General features: G+C 60.5%; 25 protein-coding genes. 18 read left to right on the top strand and 7 right to left on the bottom strand.

The annotated features are described in order from the left end of the window. Nucleotides 1-32 precede the first annotated feature (32 nt). Together J2046_RS18995 and J2046_RS18990 are read right to left on the bottom strand one after the other, a co-directional pair. Nucleotides 33-872, bottom strand: coding sequence for an ABC transporter permease (locus J2046_RS18995; protein ID WP_210054509.1), 840 nt, complete (start codon nt 870-872; stop codon nt 33-35). A gap of 10 nt (nt 873-882) precedes the next feature. Then, nucleotides 883-1,803 carry an ABC transporter permease gene (locus J2046_RS18990; protein WP_210054508.1) on the bottom strand — a complete coding sequence of 307 codons (921 nt, stop codon included), beginning with the start codon at nt 1,801-1,803 and terminating at the stop codon, nt 883-885. Between the two features lie 126 nt (nt 1,804-1,929). On the opposite strand from J2046_RS18990, the gene J2046_RS18985 reads away from it, so the two are divergent. The 13 genes from J2046_RS18985 (at nt 1,930) to J2046_RS18925 (ending at nt 14,953) form a co-directional block, all read left to right on the top strand. Continuing rightward, complete coding sequence (locus J2046_RS18985) at nt 1,930-2,862, top strand: LysR family transcriptional regulator (protein ID WP_210054506.1); 933 nt, start codon at nt 1,930-1,932, stop codon at nt 2,860-2,862. 525 nt (nt 2,863-3,387) lie between these two features. After that, a complete protein-coding gene (locus tag J2046_RS18980; protein ID WP_210054504.1) occupies nt 3,388-4,047 on the top strand; it encodes an aspartate/glutamate racemase family protein in 660 nt (219 codons plus the stop codon). Between the two features lie 4 nt (nt 4,048-4,051). Beyond that, complete coding sequence (locus J2046_RS18975; protein WP_233470007.1) at nt 4,052-5,422, top strand: dihydroorotase; 1,371 nt, start codon at nt 4,052-4,054, stop codon at nt 5,420-5,422. A 2-nt stretch (nt 5,423-5,424) separates the two neighbouring features. Further along, entirely contained in the window at nt 5,425-6,351 is a 927-nt protein-coding gene (locus tag J2046_RS18970; RefSeq protein ID WP_210054500.1) for a dihydrodipicolinate synthase family protein, read from the top strand. Beyond that, the gene (locus tag J2046_RS18965) at nt 6,351-7,115 is read left to right on the top strand and encodes an SDR family oxidoreductase (RefSeq protein ID WP_210054498.1); all 765 of its coding nucleotides are present in this window, start codon (nt 6,351-6,353) and stop codon (nt 7,113-7,115) included. Before J2046_RS18970 ends, J2046_RS18965 begins: the two co-directional genes overlap by 1 nt. A 70-nt stretch (nt 7,116-7,185) precedes the next feature. Beyond that, nucleotides 7,186-8,022, top strand: coding sequence for an ABC transporter substrate-binding protein (locus tag J2046_RS18960; protein WP_210054496.1), 837 nt, complete (start codon nt 7,186-7,188; stop codon nt 8,020-8,022). Between the two features lie 18 nt (nt 8,023-8,040). Beyond that, complete coding sequence (locus J2046_RS18955) at nt 8,041-8,748, top strand: amino acid ABC transporter permease (protein WP_210054494.1); 708 nt, start codon at nt 8,041-8,043, stop codon at nt 8,746-8,748. A gap of 26 nt (nt 8,749-8,774) precedes the next feature. Continuing rightward, complete coding sequence (locus J2046_RS18950) at nt 8,775-9,872, top strand: NAD(P)H-dependent amine dehydrogenase family protein (RefSeq protein WP_210054492.1); 1,098 nt, start codon at nt 8,775-8,777, stop codon at nt 9,870-9,872. 4 nt (nt 9,873-9,876) lie between these two features. Then, on the top strand, nt 9,877-11,373 hold the full coding sequence (locus J2046_RS18945; protein ID WP_210054490.1) for an amino acid ABC transporter permease/ATP-binding protein: 1,497 nt from the start codon (nt 9,877-9,879) through the stop codon (nt 11,371-11,373). A 132-nt stretch (nt 11,374-11,505) separates the two neighbouring features. After that, the gene (locus tag J2046_RS18940; protein ID WP_210054488.1) at nt 11,506-12,222 is read left to right on the top strand and encodes a GntR family transcriptional regulator; all 717 of its coding nucleotides are present in this window, start codon (nt 11,506-11,508) and stop codon (nt 12,220-12,222) included. A 67-nt stretch (nt 12,223-12,289) separates the two neighbouring features. Continuing rightward, entirely contained in the window at nt 12,290-13,579 is a 1,290-nt protein-coding gene (locus J2046_RS18935; protein ID WP_210054486.1) for an NAD(P)/FAD-dependent oxidoreductase, read from the top strand. Between the two features lie 50 nt (nt 13,580-13,629). Beyond that, the gene (locus J2046_RS18930; RefSeq protein ID WP_210054485.1) at nt 13,630-14,010 is read left to right on the top strand and encodes a cupin domain-containing protein; all 381 of its coding nucleotides are present in this window, start codon (nt 13,630-13,632) and stop codon (nt 14,008-14,010) included. A 61-nt stretch (nt 14,011-14,071) separates the two neighbouring features. Further along, entirely contained in the window at nt 14,072-14,953 is an 882-nt protein-coding gene (locus tag J2046_RS18925) for a creatininase family protein (protein WP_210054483.1), read from the top strand. A gap of 289 nt (nt 14,954-15,242) precedes the next feature. Here J2046_RS18925 and J2046_RS18920 read toward each other — a convergent pair whose 3' ends face one another. From J2046_RS18920 to J2046_RS18905, 4 genes are read right to left on the bottom strand one after another with little or no spacing between them, the layout of a single operon-like run. Then, complete coding sequence (locus J2046_RS18920) at nt 15,243-16,388, bottom strand: threonine synthase (RefSeq protein WP_210054481.1); 1,146 nt, start codon at nt 16,386-16,388, stop codon at nt 15,243-15,245. Between the two features lie 11 nt (nt 16,389-16,399). Continuing rightward, nucleotides 16,400-17,911 (bottom strand): tripartite tricarboxylate transporter permease, encoded by a 1,512-nt coding sequence (locus J2046_RS18915; RefSeq protein ID WP_210054479.1) that lies wholly within the window; start codon nt 17,909-17,911, stop codon nt 16,400-16,402. After that, nucleotides 17,912-18,334 carry a tripartite tricarboxylate transporter TctB family protein gene (locus J2046_RS18910; RefSeq protein WP_210054477.1) on the bottom strand — a complete coding sequence of 141 codons (423 nt, stop codon included), beginning with the start codon at nt 18,332-18,334 and terminating at the stop codon, nt 17,912-17,914. Between the two features lie 3 nt (nt 18,335-18,337). Then, the gene (locus J2046_RS18905) at nt 18,338-19,300 is read right to left on the bottom strand and encodes a tripartite tricarboxylate transporter substrate binding protein (protein ID WP_210054475.1); all 963 of its coding nucleotides are present in this window, start codon (nt 19,298-19,300) and stop codon (nt 18,338-18,340) included. Between the two features lie 211 nt (nt 19,301-19,511). Between J2046_RS18905 and J2046_RS18900 the strand changes: the two genes are divergently transcribed. The 4 genes from J2046_RS18900 (at nt 19,512) to J2046_RS18885 (ending at nt 22,278) form a co-directional block, all read left to right on the top strand. Further along, a complete protein-coding gene (locus J2046_RS18900; RefSeq protein WP_210054473.1) occupies nt 19,512-20,693 on the top strand; it encodes a M24 family metallopeptidase in 1,182 nt (393 codons plus the stop codon). A 107-nt stretch (nt 20,694-20,800) separates the two neighbouring features. Beyond that, nucleotides 20,801-21,571: an IclR family transcriptional regulator gene (locus tag J2046_RS18895; protein WP_210054471.1), complete on the top strand. Its 771-nt coding sequence runs from the start codon at nt 20,801-20,803 to the stop codon at nt 21,569-21,571. Nucleotides 21,572-21,580: 9 nt separating this feature from the next. Then, nucleotides 21,581-21,751, top strand: coding sequence for a hypothetical protein (locus J2046_RS18890; protein ID WP_210054468.1), 171 nt, complete (start codon nt 21,581-21,583; stop codon nt 21,749-21,751). A 323-nt stretch (nt 21,752-22,074) separates the two neighbouring features. Next, entirely contained in the window at nt 22,075-22,278 is a 204-nt protein-coding gene (locus J2046_RS18885; protein ID WP_152601074.1) for a hypothetical protein, read from the top strand. A gap of 179 nt (nt 22,279-22,457) precedes the next feature. Here J2046_RS18885 and J2046_RS18880 read toward each other — a convergent pair whose 3' ends face one another. Then, nucleotides 22,458-23,312, bottom strand: coding sequence for a LysR substrate-binding domain-containing protein (locus J2046_RS18880; protein WP_210054466.1), 855 nt, complete (start codon nt 23,310-23,312; stop codon nt 22,458-22,460). Between the two features lie 154 nt (nt 23,313-23,466). Between J2046_RS18880 and J2046_RS18875 the strand changes: the two genes are divergently transcribed. Continuing rightward, on the top strand, nt 23,467-25,074 hold the full coding sequence (locus J2046_RS18875; RefSeq protein ID WP_210054464.1) for an ABC transporter substrate-binding protein: 1,608 nt from the start codon (nt 23,467-23,469) through the stop codon (nt 25,072-25,074). Nucleotides 25,075-25,111: the final 37 nt, after the last annotated feature.

Genomic DNA, 25,111 nt, shown 5'->3' with positions numbered 1-25,111 from the left:
CACCTTCTCCTATTATGATTATACGGTTCTGGTCATGCGGTTCTGACACGCAGCATCGGGTCGAGCCGGTCACGCAACCAGTCGCCGACGATGCTCATCGAAAGAGTGACGAGGAAAATGATCGATCCGGGCACGACCGAGATCCACCATGCGGTCGACAGGTAGTCGCGACCGTCCCCGAGGATCTGGCCGAGGCTCGTCTGTGGAGGCTGGATGCCCAGGCCTAAGAAACTGAGCGAGGTTTCCAGAAGGATGATCTGCGGAAAGGTCAGGGTCACCTGCACGATCAGCGCGCTCGCGACATTCGGCAGGACGTGCTTGAGATAAAGCCGGCCGTTACCTGCGCCGAGGGCGATGATCGCCTTGGCATAGGGCTGGCTGATTGCCGACAGGACCACGCCGCGGGAGAGGCGCGCATATTTTTCCCAGCCGAACAGGCCCATCAGGATGACGAAGAGCGTCATGCTGTTGCCGAAGAAGGCAAGCAGCGTCAAGGTGATGAGGATGAAGGGGAGCGATGCCTGGAAGTCGACGAGCATCATCAGGACTTCTTCCACCCATCCCCTAAAATGCGCGGCGATGAAGCCCACCGCAGAGCCGAAGGCCGCTCCGATGATCGTGCCGGCGATCGCGACCGAGAGCGACATCCGCAATCCGGCGATGACCCTTGCCACCATGTCGCGGCCGATGCGGTCGGTGCCGAGCGGAAAATCCGGATTGCCGCCGGTGAGGAAAGCCGGCGGCCTGAGGCGCGCGAGCAGGTTCTGCTGCGACATGCCGTAGGGCGTGAAGACGTTGCCGACAATCGCGACCAGCACGGCGATGACGAGCACCGCGATGGCAAGGACGAGGATGGGAGAGATGCGCTTCATCCTTCTATCCTCAATTCTGTACGCGGATGCGGGGATCGAGCAGGCCGTAGAGCAGGTCGACCACCAGGTTTGCGAGTACCATGGTGACGGCCATGATGAGGACGAGACCCTGGACAACCGCCAGATCCCTGGACGAGACGGCGGTCACCAGCAGGCGACCGACCCCCGGCCAGGCGAAGACGGTCTCCACCACGATCGCACCGCCGATCAATTCGCCGAGGTTGAGGCCGATGATCGTCACGAGGGGAATGCTGGCGTTCGGCAGGGCATGGAAGATGATGCGCTTCCAATAACTTACTCCCTTTGCAGCGGCGGCCCGGATATAGAGTTTGTCGAGCACTTCCAGCATGGCCGAGCGGGTGAAGCGGGCGAGCGTGCCCGCCGTGAACGTGGCGAGTGTGATCGCCGGCATGATCAGGTGCCAGATGGAGCCGGTGCCCGAACTCGGAAGCCATTGCAGGCTCAGCGAGAAAAGCAGAATCATAAGGACCCCGAGGAAGAAGTTCGGCAGCGCAAAGCCGAAGACTGCGGTGGCCATGATGAGATTATCGAAAATCGAGCCGCGCTTGATGGCGGCGACAATGCCGGCCGGTACGCCGATCAGGATGGCACCGAGATAGGAGAAGAGCCCCAGCATCAGCGTCCAAGGGATGCGCTCGGCGATGATGTCGATCACCTCGCGACCGTCGCGATAGGAAACGCCGAACTCACCGATCGCCATTTGCATGACGTAGCGCAAGTATTGGACCCATAGCGGGTCATCGAGGCGCCAGAGCGTACGGAACTGTTCGATTTCCTCCGGGGTGGCGTCGGCACCGACGAGTGCGACGACCGGGTCGCCGGAGGTCCTCAAGACCACGAATGTGAAAGTCACGACGAACCAGAGCGTCAGCACGGTCCGCAGAATCTTCAGCAACCAGAAACGCGTCATAAATGCACCGTTTCAGGGCCTGGAGGCCCCAGCTGTTCCAATCATTATGTCTTTTTTTTGAAAGCTAATCACGAGAATAGATTATTATCTATTACAAAATCACGCGACCATTGATATGTTCAGGATATGAAATATGGCATCGAATTTCGTCACCTTCATTATTTCGTCTGCGTCGCGGAGGAGCTTCACTTCAGCCGCGCGGCGGACAAGCTCGGTATGGCGCAGGCCCCGCTCAGCCAGCAGATTCGCCAGCTCGAAGAGCGGCTCGGCACGCCGCTTTTTCATCGCACCACCCGTCGTGTGAAGCTTACGCCGGCCGGCGAGATTTTCCTGCGCCACGCTCAGGAAATCCTAGGAGGTATAGACCGGGCGGTCACGCACACCCGTTCCATTTCTGGCGAAGACAGCGGAACGATTTGCGTCAGCGGAGTCCATCTGGCGCTATCGCATGTCATGCCGCCTGTCATTGCCGACTTTCGCAAACTCTATCCGGCGATGACGGTCGACGTGCAGATCCTGGGAACAGCGCAGCAGTTGGAGCTTCTGCAGAGCAACAAGGTCCAGGTCGCATTCATCCGTCCGACCAACCCCGCGGGCTTTTTGAAAACGGAACATATTCTGCAGGAGGGCTTCGTGGCGGTTCTGCCGAAAGACCACCGGCTGGCGGAAAAAAACGACCTGACGGTGAAGGACTTCGCCGGTGAGCCGCTGATCACCTATGCGCCGCTCGTCGGCGCGAGCTATTATCACGCAATCATGGACGCGCTTCGCCGCGCAGGGGTCTATCCGGTGATCGTACAGGAGGTCTCGCACACATTGGCAATCGGAACCCTGGTCGCGGCGGGCGTCGGCGTGGCGATCGCACCATCCTGGCTGGCTCACAACCCAAGCCCATATGTGGTTTACCGCCGTCTCAACGATATTCCTGCAGAAGTCGAACTGCTGATCGCTTGGCATGCGGAGGAAAAATCGAAAACCGTAATCGACTTTATCGAGATCACTCGACAGATTGCGGCGAAAAAAGAGTTCGCCGGAATCTTGTCTGACGAAGCTGCTTGATTGATGAAATTTATCGGACAGCAGCCTGTAACCTGATTTCTCACTCCAGATATCAGTCTTTGGCCTGATTTGCGGTCTGAAGAACGTTGAATTCGGGTGTGCCTCGACTGTAGGCCCCCCAGCGCGCACTTTATCTTGTTCTCCGGATATTCCAGTCAATCGATGATGGCCAGCCTCGTAGGCTCGGCGATCCACTCCCTTCATTGGCGTCTCTGTGGGTAGTGGTCTCTTGGTGGTGATGATCGGGCATCGTCGCGCAAGATGTGCGTTGCCTTCTTCAGTCAGTTCCGCCAACCGGCTGATCGATCCATTTGCAACGATGGTTGAGCGATAACGGGTCTCCCGCCAGAGCCCGCGCAGTGCGTTAGCGACCGTGTCGTCGCCTTTTATCAGGCAATTGCTCAATTATGTACCGCCTATGTGGCTGTAAAATAGACGCTTTTTGTCTAATATTGTTATAAAAATATCAGTTGACATATTACGTGGGATATTGGACGCTTAGGCTCGCACTGGAATAGGGCTCCGATGAAAATTCTTGTTCTCAATCCAAACAGTTCCGCGAAGGTCACCGAAGCCATTTCGGCGAGTATTGCGCCGTTGCGGGCGGTCACGGGTCACACCATCGTCTGTGATCGTCTTCCTGAGGCGCCGATCGGCATCGAGACCGATGCGGATGTGGCGGTCGTCGCGCCGATGGTCATCGAGACGATCGCTTCCAGTGACGCGGACGCCTTTGTGGTTGCCTGCTTTTCCGATCCCGGAGTTGTGGCTTCGCGCGCGGCGACAAGCAGGCCGGTCATCGGCATCGCCGAGGCTGCCTACTATGCCGCGCTGCAGCTTGCGCCGCGTTTCGGCGTTGTTTCGCTCGGAGCGTCGTCGGTTGCGCGCCACGCGGCCCAGATCGAGCGACTAGGCCTGACCGCGCGTCTTGCCGCCGACCGGCCGGTCAACATGTCGGTGGCGGAGGCCAACGATCTGGACCTTGCCGGTGCATCAGTCGCTCGCACCGCTAAAGTCATGGCTGAAAAAGACGGTGCGGGCGTGGTCATCCTTGGATGTGCCGGCATGGGTGGTCATCGTCCTGTCTTGCAGCAGGAATTAGGCGTGCCCGTCGTAGATCCCGTCCAGGCAGCCGTCGCGGCCGCGATCAATGCGCTCGACCTTAACTATTTTACAAAGGGATGATCCGATGGAGCTTGTAGTCAAAGGTCGCGTCGTGGTGCCGGACGGCATTCTCGAAAACGGCTGGGTCGCAATCTCCGGTGGTCTGATTGCTGCAGTCGGGACCGGTGACGCTCCGGCCGCCGCGAGGGTGGAAGATCGCGGCAGCGCTCTGATTCTTCCCGGTGCAGTTGACGGTCAGACCCATGCGACAAGCTACAAGGGTCTGGCTGGGATCGCCGACACTACACGTTCGGCAATTGCGGGCGGCGTCACCACCCTGGTCGATATGCCTTATGACAATCCGCAACCACTTGACCGGCCGGAGCGGCTGGATGCCAAGATCGCGGCGATTGCCGCCCACTCGCATGCGGATATGGCGCTTTATGGAACGGTGACCCGCGAGACGGGTACAACCAACCTGGCGGCATTGATCGAAGGCGGTGTTGCCGCCTTCAAGATATCCTCATTCGAAAGCAACCCGGTGCGTTTCCCGCGAATCGGCGAGGATCTCGTGCTCGATCTGATGGAGGCTCTGGCGCCGACGCGCATTCCGCTCGGGTTGCACAATGAGGATCAGGAGATCGTCATGGCCCGCATTGCGCAAGCGAAGGCGGCGGGCGGCAACGGGATCGTCGCGCATGCGCATGCGCGGCCGGAAGCGGCTGAATTGGCGGCAACCGGTCAGTTCCTAGCCCTCGGCCTGTCAAGCGGCGCACATGTCCATCCCGTTCACCTGACGACGGAAACGGGGTTCCGGTTGACCGGAGCGGTGGCCGGGCTGGGCGCTGCTGCGACTGGCGAGCTCTGCGTCCATTATCTTTGGCTGGATGCCGCCCGCGACGGCGACCGGCTTGGTGCGCGGATGAAAGTGAACCCGCCGATCCGCTCGGCTGCGATCGATGGATTGTGGCGGTCGATTTCCGATGATCTTGTCGCGTTCATTTCTTCCGACCATTCAAGCTGGCCGATCGACAACAAGCTGACGGCTTCGATTTTCGATGCGGGCGCCGGCGTTCCCGGCCTCGAGACGCTCGTCCCGGCCTTTTTTACAGCCGCAGAAGCGCGCGGCCTCGATGCCGCGACACTTACTGCCGAATATCTTGCCGAGCGTCCCGCCCGTTTCTTCGGCATCGACGATCGCAAAGGCGCGATCGTCGTCGGCCGGGACGCGGATCTGGTGGCGCTTGAACAGGGCTCCTTCGTCTGGGACGAGGCGGCGTCTCACGACGGCCTCAACTGGAGCCCGTTCCATGGCGAGACGTTTACGGTTCGGGTGGCGGCAAGCTGGCTGCGCGGGAAACTTGTGTGGAACGGCGAAGACATTCTCAACAGCCCTGGAAGTGGCCGTTTCGTGCCGCGCGCCACCACCGGCTGGTTTGCGACAAAAAAGGACTGACCATGGCGCTTCTTGACGAAAAGGCGCGTGGCGTCTTCGTGATCTCGGTCACTCCGTTCAAGGATGATGGATCACTCGATCTCAATAGCCTCGACCGCGTTACGGATTTTTATCTGGATGCTGGCGCCGACGGTTTGACTGTCCTTGGCATGATGGGCGAGGCCCCAAAGCTGACAGGAGCCGAATCCCGGCAGGTCATCCAGCGTGTCATTTCGCGCGCGCAGGGCAAGCCTGTTGTGGTCGGCGTGTCGTCGCCCGGCCTTGCCGCGCTCGCCGAGGTCAGTCACGAGGCGATGGCTGAGGGCGCCGCGGGGGTGATGATCGCGCCGCCAATGAGCCTGCGCACGGACGCGCAGATCCTGAACTACTATCGTCAGGCCTGTGGCTTTCTCGGCAAGGACGTGCCGGTCGTGCTCCAGGACTTCCCATTGGCGACGACGGTGCAGATCAGCGATGAACTTCTCGGCCGTCTGATCGACGAGTTGCCGCAAATCGTCATGCTCAAGCATGAGGATTGGCCTGGCCTTTCGAAAATATCGAAGCTTCGCGACGCCGAGAAGAAGGGGCGTCGCCGCATATCCGTGCTTTGCGGCAATGGCGGCGTCTTCCTTCCGGAGGAGATGGCGCGCGGCGCCGATGGCGCTATGACAGGCTTCGGCTTCCCGGAAATGCTGGTTCAGGTGACGGATTTCGCGGGCCGTGGCGAGATGGAGCGCGCCCAGGATCTATTCGACGCCTATCTGCCGCTCGTCCGGTACGAGCAGCAACCGGGCGTCGGGCTTGCTGTTCGCAAATACGTGTTGGCCAAACGTGGCGCGATAGCATCGGGCGCGCAACGCCAACCGGGCGCGCAACTGGATGCCCCGGCGCAGGCCGAAGTGGAGCGGCTGCTTCGCCGCCAGGAAAAACGTCTCAGGGAGCTTGCCTGATGGATTACGGATTTGTCGGCCGCAAGGCGCTGGTTCTTGGTGCCAGTCGCGGACTGGGCGCGGCCTGTGCCAAGCTCTTGGCAGAGGAAGGTGCGACTGTGTTTGGCGCAGCGCGCAACACGTCTTCGGTTGCGCAATGGGCGGCTGGGCTGGCCGTGACACCGGTCGTGCTCGATCTCTCCGACCCGGCCTCCGTTTCCGATCTCGCCGCCCGTATGGCGGAGGAGGACATCGATATCCTGGTCAATAATAGCGGCGGCCCCGCTGCCGGTCCGGCCCGGGGGCAAAGCGTTGCGGCCTGGCAATCGGCGTTCTCGGCAATGGCAACGTCGTTGTTCGCGCTGACGGACACCCTTCTTCCCAGGATGTTAGAGCGTGGCTTCGGCCGCATTATTACAATCGGCTCTTCAGGCGTCGAGGCACCGATCGCGGGGCTTGCCCTGTCGAACGGTGTGCGAAGTGCGGTGGCTGGCTGGTCCAAGACGCTCGCAGCCGAAGTCGCAGCAAGTGGTGTCACCGTCAACATGGTCCTGCCCGGACGGATTGCCACGGACCGGGTACGCGAACTGGACGAGGGCAAGGCTCAGCGCAGCGGTTCGTCGCTCGAGGCGATCCAAACGGAAAGCCGCGCGACCATCCCGGCTGGACGATACGGAACGCCTGAAGAATTTGCAGCGGTGGTGGCATTCCTGGCAAGTGCCCAAGCGAGTTTCGTAACCGGTTCGATGATCCGCGTCGACGGAGGGATGCTGCGCAACATTTGAGAATTCTGGATCCGCAAGCCAGACGAGAGAACTACCGAGTGTGTCCAATCAATCGAAAAAGGGGAATGACATGATGAAGAAAACACTGAGCCTTGCTTTCCTGGCTATGATGGCGACCTCCGCTCTGGCGGAGCCGACATTGACCAAGGGGAAGATATCCTTTGCGGCGGATTTCGCAGCTGCTCCGAACCAGTTTATCCGCACCGACGGGCAAAAGGATGGCCTTAACGTCGATATGTGCGGCGAGATCGGCAAGCGCCTCGGCCAGGAGGTCGAGTGGACGAACCTTGCATTTCCCGGCCTGGTCCCGGGCCTGCAGGCCAAGCGGTTCGACAGCCTTTGCACCGCGATCTTCATCAACCCAGACCGCCTGAAGATCATGAACATGATCGCCTACGTCCAGTGGGGCGAAGGTCTGATGGTCCCGAAGGGCAACCCGGACGGTATTTCATGCGAGGGCAAGATCGGCGTGCCCGAAAGCTACAATGCCTGCTTCGACGGTCTGGCCGGCAAGGTCGTCTCGGTTGCCGCCGGTGGCACGACCAACAAGAACCTCCAGGCGCAGAGCGACCGCATGGTCGCGGCCGGAAAGAAGGCGATCGACATCCGTGCCTTCGATTCAAATTCGGAGGCGATCCAGGCAGCGGTGACCAAACAGGTCGATGCAGCCTACCTGAACGATCCACAGGCGGCCTACTACATCTCCACCAGCAAGGGGCCGTTCGAGATGGCCTTCACCGGCAACGCGGCCAATCGCCTGGCGATCACCACGCTGAAAGACAATACCGAGCTTGCGAATATGATCGTCAAGGCGCTGGATGAGATGCGCGCGGACGGCACCTACAACAAGATCGTCGAGAAATGGGGCGTAGCGCCGGTCGATGCCTTCGTCCTTAATCCGCAATAATTTGATCTAGGGTGATTGATGCAGTTCTCGATCGAGACGTTCCTGCATTATTTGGCACAGCCACGGTTCGCGACCGTGGCTGGCGTCACTCTGCTGGTCGCGATCGCCGCGCAGGCCATCGGAACTGTCATCGGGCTGATCCTTGCACTGTGTGCCCTGTCGAGGCACTGGCCTTTGCAGTTTTTTTCCGGAACCTGGGTATGGCTTTGGCGTGGCACCCCCCCGCTTGTGCAGCTTTTCCTTCTCTATTTCGGCTTGCCCCAGCTCGGCATCCGTCTTGGAGTTCTGGAGGCTGGACTGATCGGCCTGGGTTGTTACTCGGGTGCCTATATGTCCGAGATCATCCGCGGTGCCATGCAAAGCGTACCGCCCGACCAGATGCAGGCCGCTCGCGCGATGGGGATGAGTTGGCTCGGCGCGATGCTGCACGTGATCCTGCCGCAATCGGTACGGTTGATCCTGCCGCCGTTCGGCAACGAATTTTCCTCCATGATGCGCACCACCTCGCTCCTTTCGGTGATTTCCTTCAGTGAGCTTTTGCGCGTCACGCGAACAGCCATCAACGAAACCTACGCCGTCATCGAGCTCTATGCCGTCGCCGCCTTCTGGTACCTGCTGATGTATTCCGCCTGGATCATCGTGCAGCGCCAGCTTGAGCGCTACGCCGCAGCGGGCAGCGTCAAACGAAACATGACCAATGTCGCGACCCCGGTGGCCGAAGGTTGAGACACTCGTATTCCGGAGAGACTGAAATGAAGACCGCTATTTTGTTCGGTATCGGCGCCATGGGCGGTCGACTGCTGCGCGTACTCGAAGGCGACTATCCTTCCGTCGAGATCGTCGCGGCCGTGGATATCGATGCGTCCAAGATCGGCCGCACGCTGGCCGACGTTACGGGCTATCAGCGTTTCGGCAGCGTCAAGATTGTCGGCGACCTCGCTTCGGCGCTGGCCGGGCTTTCGAAGACGCCAGACGTGCTGGTGCATATGACGGAATCCAAGCCACACCTCATCAAGGACCAGTTGCTTGCAGCCCTGAACGCCGGCCTCAACGTGGTATCGGCCGCCGAATCCATGTTCTATCCCGCCCTTCGTTACAGCGCGTTCGCTGAAGCGCTGGACAGTGCGGCGCGGGCCAATGGTGTGTCGATTACCGGCACGGGCATCAATCCCGGATTTTCCTATGACGTTCTTCCGCTGGTTCTGGCGCGCGGCACCAGCGCCGTGAAGCGCCTGACCATTCACCGCTGCATCGACGTCACCGGCACGGGGCCGGGGGATATCGAGCATGTCGGCTACGGCCTGACGCCCGAGGAGTTCAACCGCCGCATCGCCGATGGCCGCGTCGAGGGACACATGGGTGCGCCGGAATCGCTGATCCGCATCGCGGATGCTCTCAATCTCGATATCGACGAGATTACGGAGGCATGGGATCTGGAAACGGCTGATTTCGAGGTCGACAGCGGCGACCCGACGCTCGGCGTCCTGCCTCCAGGCCGTGTCATCGGCATCACCCAGCGTGCCCGGGCGTTGCATCAGGGCAGGGAAGTGCTCAGCACCTCACTTGCGATGTATTACCAGCCGGAGAAGTTCAACCTGGTCGAGGAGGATCGCATCGAGATCGACGGCGCCATGCCGGTGAAGATGTCGATCAAGCCTGCCATGCAGTCGCTGTTCGGCGCGGCCAATATCATGGCCAACGCAATCGTTCCGGTGGCCGAGGCAGAGCCAGGCCTCGTGTCGCCGCTGGACCTTCCGACAGGCGGCACCGTGCGCGGTCTTTCGCGCTATGCGGTCGATCCGTTGCGCCAGGCAAGGCCGGGTTACCTGCCGGTGACAAGAAAGGTCTGAGTTCGTGGGTTTCGACGCAGGTATATTCCTGGATATACTCCACTCGCCCTTGCTGCTGAAAGCGGCCTGGGTGACGATCTGGGTTGCCGTCGTCGCCCAGATGATCGGAACGGTCCTGGGTTTTCTTTTGGCGGGCATGCTGGCGGCGCCAAAGCTGATGCGCTGGCCGGCACTCGGTTTCATCTGGGTATTCAAGGGTACTCCGCTTTTGGCGCAGATCCTGTTCTTCTATTCGGCGCTGCCGCAGATGGGCGTCCCGCTGAGCCTTGTCGCCACCGGCCTGCTGTCGCTCGGCCTGAACGAGGGTGCCCGCATGGCCGATATCGTGCGCGGCGGGCTGTTGTCCGTCTCGCGCGACCAGCGCGAGGCCGGACTGGCGCTGGGTCTGCATCCGTGGCAAATCTTCCTCACGGTGGTGTTTCCGCAGGCGATCCGGGCGATCGTGCCGCCGCTCGGCAATAACTTCAGCTACATGATCAAGGCAACCTCGCTGCTCGCGGCGATCTCTTTTGCCGAGCTCTTGCGCGTTTCACAGCAACTGGCTCAATCGACCACCCGTCCGCTGGAAGTCTACCTCGCCGTCGCACTCTGGTATCTCGCCATCCTGACGATCTGGACGCTCATACAGTACCGGGTAGAAAAGGCGGTTGCGCTGAAGACCTCCAGCCATGTGTCTGCACCGCCGCCGATCGTTGAGCGCACGGTGGTGCGAGCGGACCCGGCCCCGGATGCCCCCTCCCGTCTCTACCCCGTGCTCGAAGCCCGCAACCTCACCCGAAGCTTCGGTCCGATCAAAGGGCTGGACGATGTCTCGCTTTCCGTCGGAAAGGGTGAGGTCGTGGTAATTCTCGGACCGTCGGGGTCGGGCAAGAGCACGTTGCTGCGGGCGTTGAACTGGATCGAACCGACAGACAGCGGTGACGTGCTGCTGAATGGAGAAAGCCTGCCATGGGCGGATGCCGCGCGGCGTATTCCCCGACCGGAGCGTATGCTTGACAAGCGCCGCCGGCGCCTTGGCATGGTGTTCCAGAGTTTCGCCCTGTTCCCGACGATGACAGCCCGCCAGAACGTTGCTCTCGGCCCGCGCCGGCTGCTGGGCATTAAAAAGGAGGAAGCTTTGGCGGCAGCGGATGAGCTGCTCGAAGCGGTCGGTCTTGGGGACAAGGTGCATTCCTATCCCGTGGAACTGTCTGGCGGGCAGCGCCAGCGCGTCGCCATTGCGCGGGCATTGTCGATGAAGCCGGATGCCGTGCTTTTCGACGAACCCACATCCGCGCTGGATCCGGAATCGATCGGGGGCGTGCTCGCCGTGATGGCGGATCTGGCAGCCCAGGGTCTGACGATGGTTATTGTCACCCATGAGATCGGCTTTGCCCGCCGGATCGCCGACCGCATCGTCTACATGGAGCGTGGGCGCCTTTTGATGGATCTGCCGCGCGATCAGGCCTTCGGCGACAAAGCGCCGGACTACTTCCGCACTTTCCTGTCTCGCGAAGGATAGTCAGGGATAAGCCATGAGGAATTGTTTGCTGGTTGAGGAACGCCGTCTATTCGTTGCGCTTTGGACGTGCATATCTGCCTGAGCAGTCGCTGAATTGCGGGCCGAAACGCCGAGTTACAGATAGGAGAGTGCATGGTTGAGACGATGGCAATCAGGAAGCGGCGGCGTGTGGTACAGCCGGCAAAGCCTGCTTCGCTGACCGAGCAGGTTTACGATACTCTACGAACCCAGATTTTGACTTGCGTCATCCGTCCGGGTCAGGAATTGAATGAAGCCGAAGTTGCAGAGCGCTTCGACATTTCCAAGACGCCGGCTCGCGAAGCCTTGGCGGCCTTGCGGCAGGAAGGATTGGTCAGATCTTTTCCCCGCCGCGGCTATCAGGTCACGCCGATCACCTTTGCGGACATGGACGAGCTGTTCGACGTGCGAACCATTCTGGAAGCGGGAGCCGCCGAACTTGCCTGCACAAAGTTGACCGCGGAACAGATTGACCATCTGAACTCTCTTGCGGATGCGACTTATAATCAGGGTGAGCAGCTCAGCCTTGCGACATTCATCCGCTCCAATCGGGAGTTCCATCTGGCAATCGTGGAAGCAACCGGCAATGGAAGGCTCGTCCAGCTCCTGACCCACCAGATCGATGCGCTGGAGCGCTTCTTTTATCTCGGTGCACAACTGCGGGACGTGAACAACGAGACGACCGTATCCCACCACCAGATCGTGGAAACCTTGGCCCGTGGTGACCAGACGGCTGCACGGGAAATCATGATCCGCCACAACGAACAGACGCGCCAGGGCCTGTTCCAGGCGCTCGCGACAGGGCGGGGATACGACCTGATTAATCTCTAGCACGGGGAGATCTCGCTCCGAAACTCGAAAGGCGAGGGGCCAAGGTCCCGCATGAACAGGAATGATGATGGAAGTCGGGTCATTGTGGGAGGCTATCACGCCATCCCCGCCCAAATGTGCAAAGCTGACGGGAACGATCGCCGCTGATGTCGTGGTGGTGGGTGCGGGTTACCTTGGCCTTTCATCCGCCCTGCATGCGGCTGAGGCAGGGCTCGACGTCGTTGTGCTGGAAAGTCAGCAGCCCGGCTTCGGCGCGTCCGGGCGCAATACAGGCTTTGTGGTTCCGAGCCTCAAGACATCGCTGGGGCCCTCAGAGGTTGTGGCCGTACTCGGCGCCGATCATGCGGGGCGCCTGCTGAAACTTGTCGCTGAATCCGGCAAGGCGGTGTTCGACCTGATCAGGCGCCACGAGATCGATTGCGATGCCGTCCAGAACGGCTGGTTGCAACCTGCACATTCGCGCGCGGCCGAGGCGACGCTTCATGGCCGCATGCCGCGGCTGGTAAACGCCGGCGTCGATGCCGAGTGGCTCGATCGCGACGCCATGCTGAAACGCACCGGCCTGCCGTCGCTGCATGGCGGGATCCGGGTGGCATCGGGCGGCCAGATCACACCGCTAGCCTATGCGCACGGGCTCGCCCGTGCCGCTATCTCCGCAGGCGTTCGGCTGTTCGGCGACAGTCCCGTGAAGAGCATCGATCCCGATGGTCAGGGTTGGCGCCTGCTGACGACAGGCGGCGAGGTCCGTGCCCGCCGCGTGCTGATGGCCACCAACGCGCTGGTCGGCAACCTGCTGCCGGAATTGCGCGCTTCGATCATACCCGCGCGTGTTTTCCAGATTGCTACTCAGCCGTTGCCGAAGGATTTCCGGGTGAGCCTTTTGCCGGACCTGGCGCCGGTCGCGGATACGCGCCGTCACACATTCGCATTGCGTTGGTCTCCGGACGGACGGTTGGTGACCGGCGGGATGGTACCGCCGCTGCCCGGCCGCATGGCGTTGGCGCGCAGGCTCTTCGCAAATCGACTACGCCGCATCGTGCCTGATCTTCCGCAGATCAGGGTGGACTACTCTTGGACGGGAATCATCGCCGGAACGCTGGATTTTCTACCGCGGATGATGCGAATCAAGCCCGGTATCGACGCCGTGATCGGCTGCAACGGCCGTGGCGTGGCACTGACGACGGCTTTGGGACGTGAGATCGGCCCTTGGCTCGCAGGGCAGGTTGCCGACGCGGATCTCACATTGCCACTGACGGCGCCGCGCCCGATCCCTTTCAGCCGCATATCAGGACTCGGGCCACACTTCATTCTTCCGGTCTGGGAGGCGCGAGACGCTTTCGAAGCACGGTTCCGATAAAGCCGCGACACATCTGCAAATCCAATTTCTGCAAATCAAGGAGTCATGACATGAGCGAAGAAACAGTCGGCGGCAAGATCAAATGGTCGCGCCAAGAAGAGGTTGCGCTGACCTGGGTGCACCCGGGCCAGGAGTTTAGCCACCGGCTGGTCACCAAGAAGCTGCATGGCTCGTCGATTTCCTTTCACATCACTACCTACATGCCGCACTTCGACACGATGGTCGAAGGTGACGGTGTGCATGAAGTGATCCTCTACTGTCTGCATGGCTGGTCGAAGCAGATCGTTGAGGAAACCGGCGAGGAACACATCTTTAGGCCGGGCGACGCGATGTATCTGCCCAAGAATTATCGATACCGCCACATTATCGGCGAAGCCGGCCTCGTGATTGCCGTCTGCGCCAATCCTTCGAAAGAGGCGGGCGATATGTAAATCCAGTACAGGCGCCGTAAAGTGGCAGTTGCCAGTTGCGCCACGCACGAGGAAAACCACTATGACAGGTATCGCACCCCGGCATTTTGCGCCGTCTTCGCTCATATGGGCCGAGTTGACGCGCGCGGAACTCGCGACCAAGCGGGACGCAGGTGCATTGGTCGTCGTGCCGACAGGGGCGATCGAACAGCACGGCGACTTCCTCCCCGTGGAGACCGACACGTTCCTGGCGTCCGCGGTTGCAGAGTTGGCCGCAAGCCGCGTGACCGGCGTAGAAATCGTCGTGGCACCGGCCGTGCCCGTCGGCTTTTCTCCGCATCATCTCAGCCATCCCGGCACGATCAGCCTGAGGCTGGAAACCTATCTGGCCGTTCTTGCCGATACAGCGCGGTCAATTCTCGACGCCGGATTTCCGCGCCTCGTCTTCGTCAACGGTCACGGAGGCAATTCGGCGCCATTGCGCTCGCTCTGCGCCCAGATGGTGACCGACGGATATGCAGTCGGCATGGTCGATTATTTCGCGCCGGGCGAAAAGGATTGGCTGCCTCTCCTGAAAGGTGGACTGCCTCGAACCGGCCATGCCTGCGAACAGGAGGCGGCGCTAACAATGGCATTGACATCCTCCGAAACCCAGCAGCGGATTCAATCGGCGATCGAAGGGCTTCCGGCTCGTCTGGTGCAGCCATGGATCGCGCCAGGTCACGTGGATGACCCCATAACGGCGTTTGGTGCAGCCTGGCCGCCGATCTTCCAGGCAGACGACTGCGGCTATTTCGGAGATCCGGCAAAAGCGACCAGTGAAAATGGCACTTTGATCCTTGAAATGACGGTCAAGGGGCTGGCAGCCTATCTGGAAGCATTCGCACGTACACCGTTGCGGCTCGGAATTGCTCGCGATCCCGCCTCACCGAGGATAACCAGTGAAACTCCAGATCGGAAATGAGCACCTTGGTCACATTGCGGCCTTTGGACTTGTTTCATTCAACGCGTGGCAAGCTTAGGTGACGGCCGCCGGTTCATATCCTCAAAACCCTGACGGGATCTTCTTGTTTCGACCGCCAACCGGACAGCTACGTTGTTTTAGCGAAATTCCTTCCATCCTCGGGTGGAAGCCGGTGGTACGCGAGGGAGGCGGATTATCTTCCTCCTCCTCCTATGCTTTCGACAGGCCGAGCTGAGCAGTGCGCACCCAAGTGCGCGACGGCTTGCCCGGCATCAACTTGCGCGAGGTCTCAGCTTTCCTTGTACCCGTGGGACGTTGCGACGAAAATCGCCCGGCGAATTGATTTATCTGATCTTTTGACAAGTGCCCGCAACGCTGTAACGCCCGCCACCGCCGACAACTCCAGGTAAAGTCCGTTGCGGGCGAGAGCCTTCTGATCGGATAGCGTATCGGCTTCGCTGACGGCCACGGCAGAGCCGAAACCACGTCGCAGCGCCTCGAGCGCCTGATACGTCACCGTTGCCCCGCCGATCGAGGCAAGCTTGTTCGCACCTTTAAAATGGCTCCGATAGTCTTCGCCCTCAAGGACGCGCTGTATCCGTGGAAAGGGCTCGGCGACCAGAAGGCTCGGCATCCTGCGGCACAGTCCCATCGCCAATGCCTCCGACAGGCCCCGGTAGATGCCCCATAGGAGATCGCCGCGGGACGTCGGCACCACGACGACATCGGCTTCGGTGGCTCTGCTGTCCTGCGCAAGCTCATAGCCCAGCGTCTTGTAACCCTCCACGCCATAGGGATCGCTGCCGACCGGTGGGTCTAGATAGTTCGTCGCGGTGGCGTAGCCTTCCTCGCGGACCTTCTGACGGACGATCTCCCAGCGCTGCATGCTGTCTTCGGCGTAGACGATTTCCGCGCCGGTCATATCGATGGCCCGGCGCCAGGCCGGTGTCATGCTCCGCGTCGTGACGATGGTGCAGGGGATGTCTGCAAGGGCGGCATAGGCTGCAAGCGAAGCGCCTGCATTGCCGCTCGAGGCGGCGATGACCGCGGGTGCTCCACGATGTTTCGCTCGGGCGACGAATTGCGCGCTCATGCGATCCTTATGGGAGCCGGTCGGATTGGCGCTTTCCAGCTTGGCATGGAGACTCTCCAGTCCGAGTTCATCCGCCAGGCGGGGCAGCGAAACCAGCGGCGTATCTCCTTCCCCGAGCGTATTGAAGTCGCTGTAGGGCAGCCGTGCACCGAACCGAGCCATGCCGTGTCGCTCCACGGAGGGGCCGAGTTTCGGCAGATCGGCGTCGTAAAACGGCACCACGCTTGCCGGATAGCCGGCGTCGAGGCAAACCGGGCAGCCTTCGGGATAATCGGCGACAGGAAAGCGAGCCGCGCAGCGGACACATTCGAAGCCGGCCAGATGGGGGTTGAGGATGGGCATGCTGGTCTCTTTCATTGAGGCAGGTTCCGAAGTCTGCCGCGCGCGAGGCGCGACAACACGGGCGGCAAGGTGATGACCGAGAAGGCGACCGCCAAGAAGACGGCGCTGAGAGGGCTCAGAACGAAAGCGCTGAGATTTCCGTGCGAGATGATCAGCGCCTGCATCAGGCTTTCCTCCAGCAGTTCGCCAAGAACGAAGGAGAGCAGTAGCGGGGCCACGTCGAACCCGGACTTGCGCAAGCCGTAACCCGTCACCCCGAAGGCCAGCATGACGCCGACATCGAACATGCTGTTGTTCAGGCTATAGGCGCCGATCACGCAGAAGAAGGTGATCAGGGTGGCCATGATGGCGCGGGGTACCCGCAACAGCCATACGAACAGCCCGACCAATGGCACATTGAGGATGACGAGGATGAGGTTGCCGACGAACATGCTGGCGATGACGCCCCAGAAGAGCTCGGGATGTTCGACGATCAGCCGCGGCCCCGGCGTGACGCCCGCCATCAGCAGGGCACCCATGATGACGCCGATCGTCGCGTTGGCGGGTATGCCGAGGCAGAGCAGCGGAATGAAGCTCGCCTGGGCACCCGCATTGTTGGCTGCCTCCGGTCCGGCGACGCCCGCGACAGCGCCCTTGCCGAAATGCTCCGGCGTTCTCGATATCCGTCGCTCCAGCATGTAGCTGGCGAAGCTCGAAATCAGCGCTCCGCCACCGGGCAGCAGGCCGAGGCCGAATCCGAGCACGCTGCCGCGCAATGCGGGGGCCGTGGCCTGCCGGATCTCATCGCGGTTCGGCAACAGGTTTCGCATGCCGGTGGGGGGCCGCAAGGTACTGTCGATGTCGTCGCTGTCTTCCGCCATCAGCAGAACCTCGCTGATGCCGAACAGCCCCATGGCCAAGATCGGAATGCTGAAGCCATCGCGAAGAGCTGGAATATCGAAGACAAAACGTTCGTCGCCCGAAACCAGATCCACGCCGACGCAGGCCAGCAGCAGGCCGAGGCCAATCATTGCAAGCGATCTGATTTTCGATCCTTCGCCGATGCCAAGCACCAGCATGAAACCCAGAATGAACAACGATGTCTTTTCGAGCGGGCCGAAGGCCAGCGCATACTGCGCCATGCTTGGCCCAACGAGGCCGATCCCCACCGTAGCCAGGATGCCGGCCACGAAGCTCGTGAAGGCCGAAAGGCTGAGGGCAGCCCCTGCGCGGCCCCTGCGCGCCATCTGGTATCCGTCGATACAGGTAATGACGCTTGCGGCCTCGCCGGGGATCTTGACGAGGATCGAGGTGATCGAGCCGCCATACATCGCGCCGTAATAGATGCCGGACAGCAGGATGATGGCGCTCGTCTTGTCCAAATAGATCGAGATCGGCAAAAGCAGGCTGATCGTGGCCGTCGGGCCGAGGCCCGGCAGCACGCCGACAGCCGTGCCGACGAAACAGCCGGCGAGCGCGATGATGAGGTTGAGAGGTGTGACAGCCTGGCCGAAACCTAAGGCGAGGTTTGAAAGGAGATCCATTTAAAGCGACCAGATCCAGCCCTGCGGAAGCGGAACGAGCAGCAGGCGCTCGAAGAGCAGCCAGCTTCCGCAGGAGACGACAACTGCGACTATCGCCGAGCGCCAAAAGGGCATCCGCTCCACGTAGCTGAGCAAAATTACCGACAGCACGGCGAGGGCGGGCAGCAGCCCGATCGCGTCGGCGACCGGCACCAACAGGAAAAACCCTGTCGCGTAGGCCGCCGGCACCCTCGAAACCCCGAGTATAAACGCCTTCCGGCGCTCCTTGATCGCGATCGCCAGGCACGAGAGGACCACGATGATGCCGCCGGCAAGCGGCATCAGGCCCGAGCCGGGCATGCCGAACGACCAGACGCTGTAATGCGACTGGCTATATGCCATCGCGGATGCAGCCGCGACGGCCAAAAGCAAAGCTCCGATCATGGTCTAGATCCCGAGTTCCTTGATCGTCTTGCCGAGATTCACATAGGTCGACCTGGCGCGTTCGGTGAATTCGGTGCTGTCCCAATAAAGCCTCCCGCCTTTTGAGATCTTAAGGTAGGCATCGAATTCCGGCGAGGACTGCAAGTCGCCGATGAGCGTGTTCCAGTAGTCGACAACCTCCGAGGACAAGCCTGCCGGCCCTACGAGGCCATAGGTCGCCTCGATCGCCAACGGCTGGCCCAGTTCCGCGAAGGTTGGCACCTGCGGATGGCCGACGATCTTCTCGCTGCCGGTCGCGGCCAGCAGCCTGACCTGGCCCGCATCCAATTGCGGCCCGAAGTCGGAGGAGACGGATGCCTCGATGTGCCCGCCGAGCAAGGCTGTGATCGCTTCGGCGCCGCCCTTGAACGGAACGAAGGTCGTCTGGGCCTTTGCCTTGCGGAAGGCCGCTTCCGTCGCGAGATGAGCGGCGCCGCGAACGGCAGCCGTGCCCCAGCGCAGCTGGCCGGGATGATCGACGGCAAATTTCACGATCTCGTCCCATGACTGGAACTTGCTGTCGGCCTTCACGTAAAAGGCGATCGGCACGTACACATAGGCGGCAATGTAGGTGAAGCTGGTCAACGGATCGTAGGCAACCTTCTGCAGGTGCGGGGCCGTGCCAAAAGGGCTGACCGAATAAAGTCCGATCATCGTTCCGTCAGGCTTAGCTTCAGCGATCTGCGCCGTACCGAGAACAGCTCCCGCACCGGGCCGGAAATCCACCCCCGTGGCGTTACCCCGCTTGTTGCTGGAAAAATCCGCAACCACGCGCGCGGTGAGGTCGCCCACGCCACCGGCGGCGAAGGGAACGATGACCGTGACCGGCCGGCCTGGATAGGTTTGCGCTTTCGCCGAACTGGCCGTGCCGACAAGGCTCGCGCTTGCAAACGCTGCTGCTGAGACAAGAAATCGACGACGTTGCATGGTTCTGACCCCTCTTTTATTGTTCCTATAATAGGAACATCGTTTCTATATTTAAACGTTAGTCACAAGGAACTGCGATTGTCAACGGGCGAGTCGGGGAAATCTAACAACTGAGTGAACACCGGAAATGTCTGCAGGTCGATTGACATGCAAGGTGCGTAGATCAATAATCGATACAGTGTTGCAAATATAGGAACGAATGGAGTTAGCATTGGACAAGACCATACTGATCGCCGGGCTGGCACAACTGACAGCCGATCGGCTCGATCGCGTGCGAGGCAGGATGGAAACGGAGGGCATCGGTGCCGTTGTCGTCGCATCGCCGGAAAACGTCCTCTACGCGTCCGGCTACGAAAGCATGGGGGCAACCATCAACCGTCGGTATGCCTATGCGGCGATTGTTACCTTGGCGGATGTTCTCCTCGTCACACCTGCCGCGGATTTTGCCCCCGCCATCGATGCAGGATTGAAGCCCGATTGCGTCTACCCGTTCGGTACGTTCTTCTTCAGCGGCGAGACGTCTTCCGCTCACAGTGCTATGCGGCACGTCTCCTTCGATGCGGCCTTTGCCGAGGCCCTGTCCCGGATTGCGCCGACAAGGACGATTGTCGCCGAAATCGCCTTTCTGACCGGTGCGGCGCTGGATGCTCTGTCTAGAAGGGGGGAAAAGGTGGTCGATGCGTCCGCCTGGATGCTTGGACTTCGTGGCACGAAGCTGCCGTTCGAGATCGCGCTTCTAAAGCAGACAACGCGAATGACGGAACGGGCGATCGAAGCCGGCATTGCGGCGGCAGCGGTCGGCGTCACCGATAAGGAGGTCGCTGCAGTCGTCGCGTCGCAAATGTCGCTCAGTGGCGGCTTGCCGCGCAACGTTACTGTCGTCGGCGGCTTGCGTAGCGCGCTTGCCGATGCAATGAGTACGGAACGGCCGCTGGAGCGAGGCGACCTGCTGCGCTTCGATGTCGGCTGCAGTTTTTATGGCTATAAGTCTGATGTGGCCCGCACGGCGGTGATCGGAGAGCCGACGAAGCTGCAGGCGTCGCGTTATGACGCCCTTCTTGCCGGGCTCGAAGCGGAGATCGGGATGCTGAAGGCTGGGGTCCGCGCATCCGATGTCTTCCGGAAAGGTGTCGGCGTCGTGGAGCATCACGGTCTTAGACCGTTTCGACGCCAGCATATCGGCCACGCCATCGGTATGGCCGTTTACGAATATCCGGTCATCACGCCCGATTGCGAGGAGAAACTCCTGGCCGGTTCGACCTTCTGTATTGAAACGCCTTATTACGAGCCCGGCTGGGGCGGCATGATGGTCGAGGACACCGGCCTTATCACAGATGACGGCTTCGAGCTGTTCTCCTCCACTGACCGGTCGCTTAGGATCGTTCCCGATTGAGAGGATATCGGCATGTCTTGCCGTGGTCTCGTCGTGGGCCATGGCACCGGCAAGGTTCAATATGATAGGACGTTGCGGTCAGAAACTGCAGTTAAAGGGGGAATAGATTGGCGGGTAGTCAGTCCTTGGAGCGCGGACTTGAGATTCTCGATTTGCTCGACAAGTCGCCGAGACCTTTGGGTGTCCGGGAAATATCCCGGCAAATGGATATCAGTGCGGCGATCGTGCAGCGGCTCATCAATACTCTGGCCGAATATAATTACGTCGCGCAGGATAAAGAAACGCGGCGATACTCAATCGGCTATCGCGCGTTTGGACTGGGTTGGAGCTTGACCCGGAAAGACAGGCTGATTTCCGTCGCCAAACCGGAACTCGACAGGCTAGCTTCCGATCACCTGCTCAACTGTTACCTCGGAGTTCTCCGGGGGGGGCGGGCGATCTACATCCTGTCCGTCCAGAGCGACGGACCCATCGCGATCCGTAGCGCGCCCGGGTCACTCACCTACCTTCACAGCACCGCGCTCGGAAAAGCGCTTCTCGCGGGGCTTGCGGATAGCGACGCTTACCGGCTGTTAACGGCAGAGCCGCTTGCCCAGGTAACGCCACACACCGTGACTGATCCTGACAAGATCATGGCCGAACTCGCCGACATCCGGAAGAGCGGTTATGCCACGGTCAGGAGCGAGAACATTCAGGGCGTCATCTCCGTCGGTGCTCCGGTTCATGACACTTCAGGCTCCGTCATCGCAGCTCTCAGCACGGCCTTTGCGGAATGGTCGACGCCGGAATTCACCGTCGAAGAGGTCGCGAAACTGGTGATGGACAGTGCCGCGCGCATCTCCCAAGCCCTCGGCCACCAGCCCCAACTGCCGGTCTGAAGCACGGCCATGTCTGAAGTCCATCTCACGATATTTCCGGGCATCGATCCCGAGCGCGTGCTGAAGGTTGAGGAGATGCGCTTCTTCCTGATACCGCCTGTACAGGATCCTGTCTTCTCGATTGACTGGATGGCTGTCGGTTCTTCGAAAGCTTGTCTTGGCCGAAATGGGATCTGGTGATCAAGACGAGCTCCACCTGCCGATGAGGTACGGCTTAGATCTGCGGGGTGCCCTCCTGATCGTGCCGGAAGGCGCCAGCGTCGGCGGGTCCACGTGTTCTGGAGAATCTCCAAGCCTTTCCGGCGCCGCTGCCGAAAGGGCCTTGGAGCCTTTCGCGGCAAAGCGCTCTGGCCAGCTATATGCTTCATGACTGGAGAGCGCCTAGCCTCATGAAGGCAGCGGAGTTGCCGACGACAGGCGGCTTAATGGCGCATTAACCCGCGCTGACTAACAGTTGATCTCGCGCGAAATGACCTCCGCGCCTAACCTCTATGGGGATCAACATGTATGTTGTATCGGTGCTCGATAACGGCGACCAACGGACATTTGTGTCCGAAAATCTGAAAATAATAGACCGTGTTGTCTATGCTACCATTTGCGGCGCTCCGAAGGAGTTCATGCTCTCGGAGATCGTCGATATTGTTCCCGTTGATGCAAAGCCTTCGAAAGAGTCTACCGCACGTCTGCGCGCTGCGCTGACCCAGTAGCGTTCGCGGCCAAATTGCGCTCCCGCCAGACGTGGATTGCGCTTTGAGCCTCAACGCTTGACCTATCGCATCGCTTTCACACTCTCATCCCAAAACGTCGCTGCCGCCGATCACACATGGGCGAGCAGCTTCGTGGGCTCGCCGGCAAAAGTCGGCGAGCTTTCCAAATGCAGCCCGAATCATTGAGCTACGGCATGGTTCAACCATTTCCGGAGGAAACGGAAACTGTCCGATCGCAGCTTCGGTTCGGCGAACATGAATACATAATGCTCGCGCACCATGTGGTCCGCAAAAAGCGCGACAAGCTGACCTTCCGCCAATTCCTGCCTGACCAGCCTTTGTCGAACGATCGCGATGCCGAGGCCCTCCACGGCCGCAGTCAATTCGAGGCCCGAACTCTCCAGATCGATGAAGCGGGCATTAGAGAATGTTCTCGCGGCGCGTGGCCCCAGCCAGCGTTCCCAGTTGCGGGTGAATTCGGCAGAACGCAGCAGGACATGCCGTTCGAGATCGTCAGGTGTATCAAGAGGCGGCGCGCGCCGAAGATAGCCTGGACTACAGACCGGGGTGAGATCCGCATCAGCCAAAACCTCACACACAAAACCCTTCCTGCTGACAGCCTCGCCTACATAAATCGTCCCGTCCGCTCCTTCGCTGTCATGCCCGCCTGTCACGAATTTCACGACAATGTCCGGGTGGCGCGCATAAAGCGTTCCCAGCACCGGCATAATGCATTTTTGCAAAAAGACGCGAGGGCTGCCGATGACGAGCGGTCGCCGGTTGACGCCGACGGATAGGTCGCTGGTAACGGCGCGTATCTCGCCGAGCGAAGCCTGGATTCTGCCCCAATAAACTTCGCCAACAGGGGTAAACGCGATCTTTCGGTTCGTTCGCTCGAAGAGAGGGCAGCCGAGAAAGGCTTCCAGGTTTCGGATCTGGCGACTGACGGCGCCCGCCGTGAGGCAGAGTTCGCCCGCTGCCTTGGCAATACTCATATGCCGCCCCACCGCCTCGAATACGGGAAGCGAGGTCATTGGTGGCAGTCCTCTGCGCGATTTTTGCATCTGTTCTCCTCCCTTCTACTCTAGTGTTCAGTTGAGAAAAACTCAATCGAGAGGAAAAAAATTCGATTTTTCCTGCAGCCGGCCCACGGTACCGTTCCCTCACGAAATGAATGGGAGGAGGACCATGAAAAGCCTGTCACTAGCATCTTTCGGCGTGGTGTTCGCAGCCGCGACATCGCTTGCGCCGTCTCCGGCTGCGGCCGAACAGTTGCGCGTGGGCCTTGCCGCACTCGCGACGTCTGTCGATCCGCATTTCCACCGAGCCGGCTACAATTTCGATCTTCGCGAGAACATCTCGGATGCACTCGTCTACGCCAACGGCGTCAACGGCAGCGTCGAGCCGCGTCTTGCGAAATCGTGGGAAATCCAGGGGGAGACCAAATGGGTCATCATGCTCGAGCCGAAGGCGAAATTCCAAGACGGAAATGCGCTCGGAGCCGATGACGTAATCTATTCGATCTGCCGGGTGCGCAATGTGCCGAATAGTCCCGGCCTCTTCAGCAGCTTCATCGCCACCATTGCCGATATCAAGGATGCCGGTGAGGGCAGGATCGAGATCGACACCAAGAAACCCGATCCGAACCTACTGCGCAGCTTGAGCAATATCGGCATCGTCCAGAATCCGACCGGCGCTACGCTGGCCTATGACGACAAGACCTGCGGCAACGATAATTGGTTAGAGACGGCCGACTTCAATAGCGGAAAGGTATCGCCCGGCATCGGCCACTACCGCGTCAAGAAGTTCGCGCCCGACGTTGAGATCGAACTGGAGCGCAACGATCACTATTACGGCGCGCCACCCGCTTACGATTCGGTGCTGATCAAATCGCTGCCGGACAACAGCGCCCGTATCGCCGCTCTGCTCGGCGGCTCGGTGGATGTCATCAACGCCGTCCCGATCAATAGCATCGACAGCATCCAGTCGTCGGGCAAGTATCACCTGTCGTCCATGCCTTCGACGCTGCTGATCTTCCTGTTGCCCGACCAGGGACAGGAAAAGACGCCGAAGGTTTCCGGTACAGATGGAAAGAACCCCTTCCTCGATCCGCGCGTGCGCAGGGCGCTCAACCTCGCCATCAACCGCGAGCAGATCGCCGAAACCGTGATGGGTGGCATGGCGCAGCCGGCGAGCCAGATCATTGTCGACGGCGTTTTCGGGCACAATCCGGACCTGCAGGCCTATCCCTACGACCCGCAGGAGGCCAGGCGACTGCTGGCCGAGGCCGGCTATCCGAACGGCTTTTCGTTGACGCTGAACGCTCCGAGCGACCGTTATGTCAACGGCGCTCAGGTCGCCCAGGCCGTAACTGCCATGCTCTCGCAGGTCGGGCTGAATGTAACGCTGGAGACCTTCCCCTTCAGCATCTACTTCACCAAGGCGAGCGCATACGAGTACAGCCTCTATTTGGCGGGTGCTGCAGCCGACACAGGCGAAGGCCTGAGCCAGATGATCAATCTTGCCGGCACCCGAAATCCCGACCGCGGTTGGGGTGGAGCGAACCGCGGACGATATTCCAGCGAGGTCACCGACAAGGCGCTCGAAGACGCACAATCGACGTTGGACGACACCAAGCGGGAGGAACTGATCCGTGCGGCGGTGGCTGAAGTCTACAAGGACGATGGCTATGTGCCACTCTACCACGAGTTCGGTGTCTGGGGCGTTCGCAATGGCGTGCACTACGACGCCAACGCCAACCTGACCAACATCTTCTACACCGCGCGTCCCGAATAAGACGATATCGGCAAGGCTGGTGGTCAAGCCGGCCTTG

This window comes from Neorhizobium petrolearium (assembly GCF_017873175.1).
Classification (GTDB): Bacteria; Pseudomonadota; Alphaproteobacteria; order Rhizobiales; family Rhizobiaceae; genus Neorhizobium; species Neorhizobium petrolearium.
Note: the sequence above shows the minus strand (reverse complement) of the source record. Positions and strands in the feature narration are given on the sequence as shown.

Excerpts from the sequence above, each read along its gene's own strand:
- J2046_RS18965 (WP_210054498.1), top strand. The coding sequence starts at position 6,351 with ATGGATTACGGATTTGTCGGCCGCAAGGCGCTGGTTCTTGGTGCCAGT.
- J2046_RS18930 (WP_210054485.1), top strand. The coding sequence starts at position 13,630 with ATGAGCGAAGAAACAGTCGGCGGCAAGATCAAATGGTCGCGCCAAGAA.
- J2046_RS18990 (WP_210054508.1), bottom strand. The coding sequence starts at position 1,803 with ATGACGCGTTTCTGGTTGCTGAAGATTCTGCGGACCGTGCTGACGCTC.
- J2046_RS18925 (WP_210054483.1), top strand. The coding sequence starts at position 14,072 with ATGACAGGTATCGCACCCCGGCATTTTGCGCCGTCTTCGCTCATATGG.
- J2046_RS18890 (WP_210054468.1), top strand. The coding sequence starts at position 21,581 with ATGTCTGAAGTCCATCTCACGATATTTCCGGGCATCGATCCCGAGCGC.
- J2046_RS18975 (WP_233470007.1), top strand. The coding sequence starts at position 4,052 with ATGGAGCTTGTAGTCAAAGGTCGCGTCGTGGTGCCGGACGGCATTCTC.
- J2046_RS18960 (WP_210054496.1), top strand. The coding sequence starts at position 7,186 with ATGATGAAGAAAACACTGAGCCTTGCTTTCCTGGCTATGATGGCGACC.
- J2046_RS18950 (WP_210054492.1), top strand. The coding sequence starts at position 8,775 with ATGAAGACCGCTATTTTGTTCGGTATCGGCGCCATGGGCGGTCGACTG.
- J2046_RS18915 (WP_210054479.1), bottom strand. The coding sequence starts at position 17,911 with ATGGATCTCCTTTCAAACCTCGCCTTAGGTTTCGGCCAGGCTGTCACA.
- J2046_RS18955 (WP_210054494.1), top strand. The coding sequence starts at position 8,041 with ATGCAGTTCTCGATCGAGACGTTCCTGCATTATTTGGCACAGCCACGG.
- J2046_RS18995 (WP_210054509.1), bottom strand. The coding sequence starts at position 872 with ATGAAGCGCATCTCTCCCATCCTCGTCCTTGCCATCGCGGTGCTCGTC.
- J2046_RS18940 (WP_210054488.1), top strand. The coding sequence starts at position 11,506 with ATGGTTGAGACGATGGCAATCAGGAAGCGGCGGCGTGTGGTACAGCCG.
- J2046_RS18980 (WP_210054504.1), top strand. The coding sequence starts at position 3,388 with ATGAAAATTCTTGTTCTCAATCCAAACAGTTCCGCGAAGGTCACCGAA.
- J2046_RS18905 (WP_210054475.1), bottom strand. The coding sequence starts at position 19,300 with ATGCAACGTCGTCGATTTCTTGTCTCAGCAGCAGCGTTTGCAAGCGCG.
- J2046_RS18885 (WP_152601074.1), top strand. The coding sequence starts at position 22,075 with ATGTATGTTGTATCGGTGCTCGATAACGGCGACCAACGGACATTTGTG.
- J2046_RS18880 (WP_210054466.1), bottom strand. The coding sequence starts at position 23,312 with ATGACCTCGCTTCCCGTATTCGAGGCGGTGGGGCGGCATATGAGTATT.
- J2046_RS18970 (WP_210054500.1), top strand. The coding sequence starts at position 5,425 with ATGGCGCTTCTTGACGAAAAGGCGCGTGGCGTCTTCGTGATCTCGGTC.
- J2046_RS18875 (WP_210054464.1), top strand. The coding sequence starts at position 23,467 with ATGAAAAGCCTGTCACTAGCATCTTTCGGCGTGGTGTTCGCAGCCGCG.
- J2046_RS18910 (WP_210054477.1), bottom strand. The coding sequence starts at position 18,334 with ATGATCGGAGCTTTGCTTTTGGCCGTCGCGGCTGCATCCGCGATGGCA.
- J2046_RS18920 (WP_210054481.1), bottom strand. The coding sequence starts at position 16,388 with ATGCCCATCCTCAACCCCCATCTGGCCGGCTTCGAATGTGTCCGCTGC.
- J2046_RS18935 (WP_210054486.1), top strand. The coding sequence starts at position 12,290 with ATGGAAGTCGGGTCATTGTGGGAGGCTATCACGCCATCCCCGCCCAAA.
- J2046_RS18985 (WP_210054506.1), top strand. The coding sequence starts at position 1,930 with ATGAAATATGGCATCGAATTTCGTCACCTTCATTATTTCGTCTGCGTC.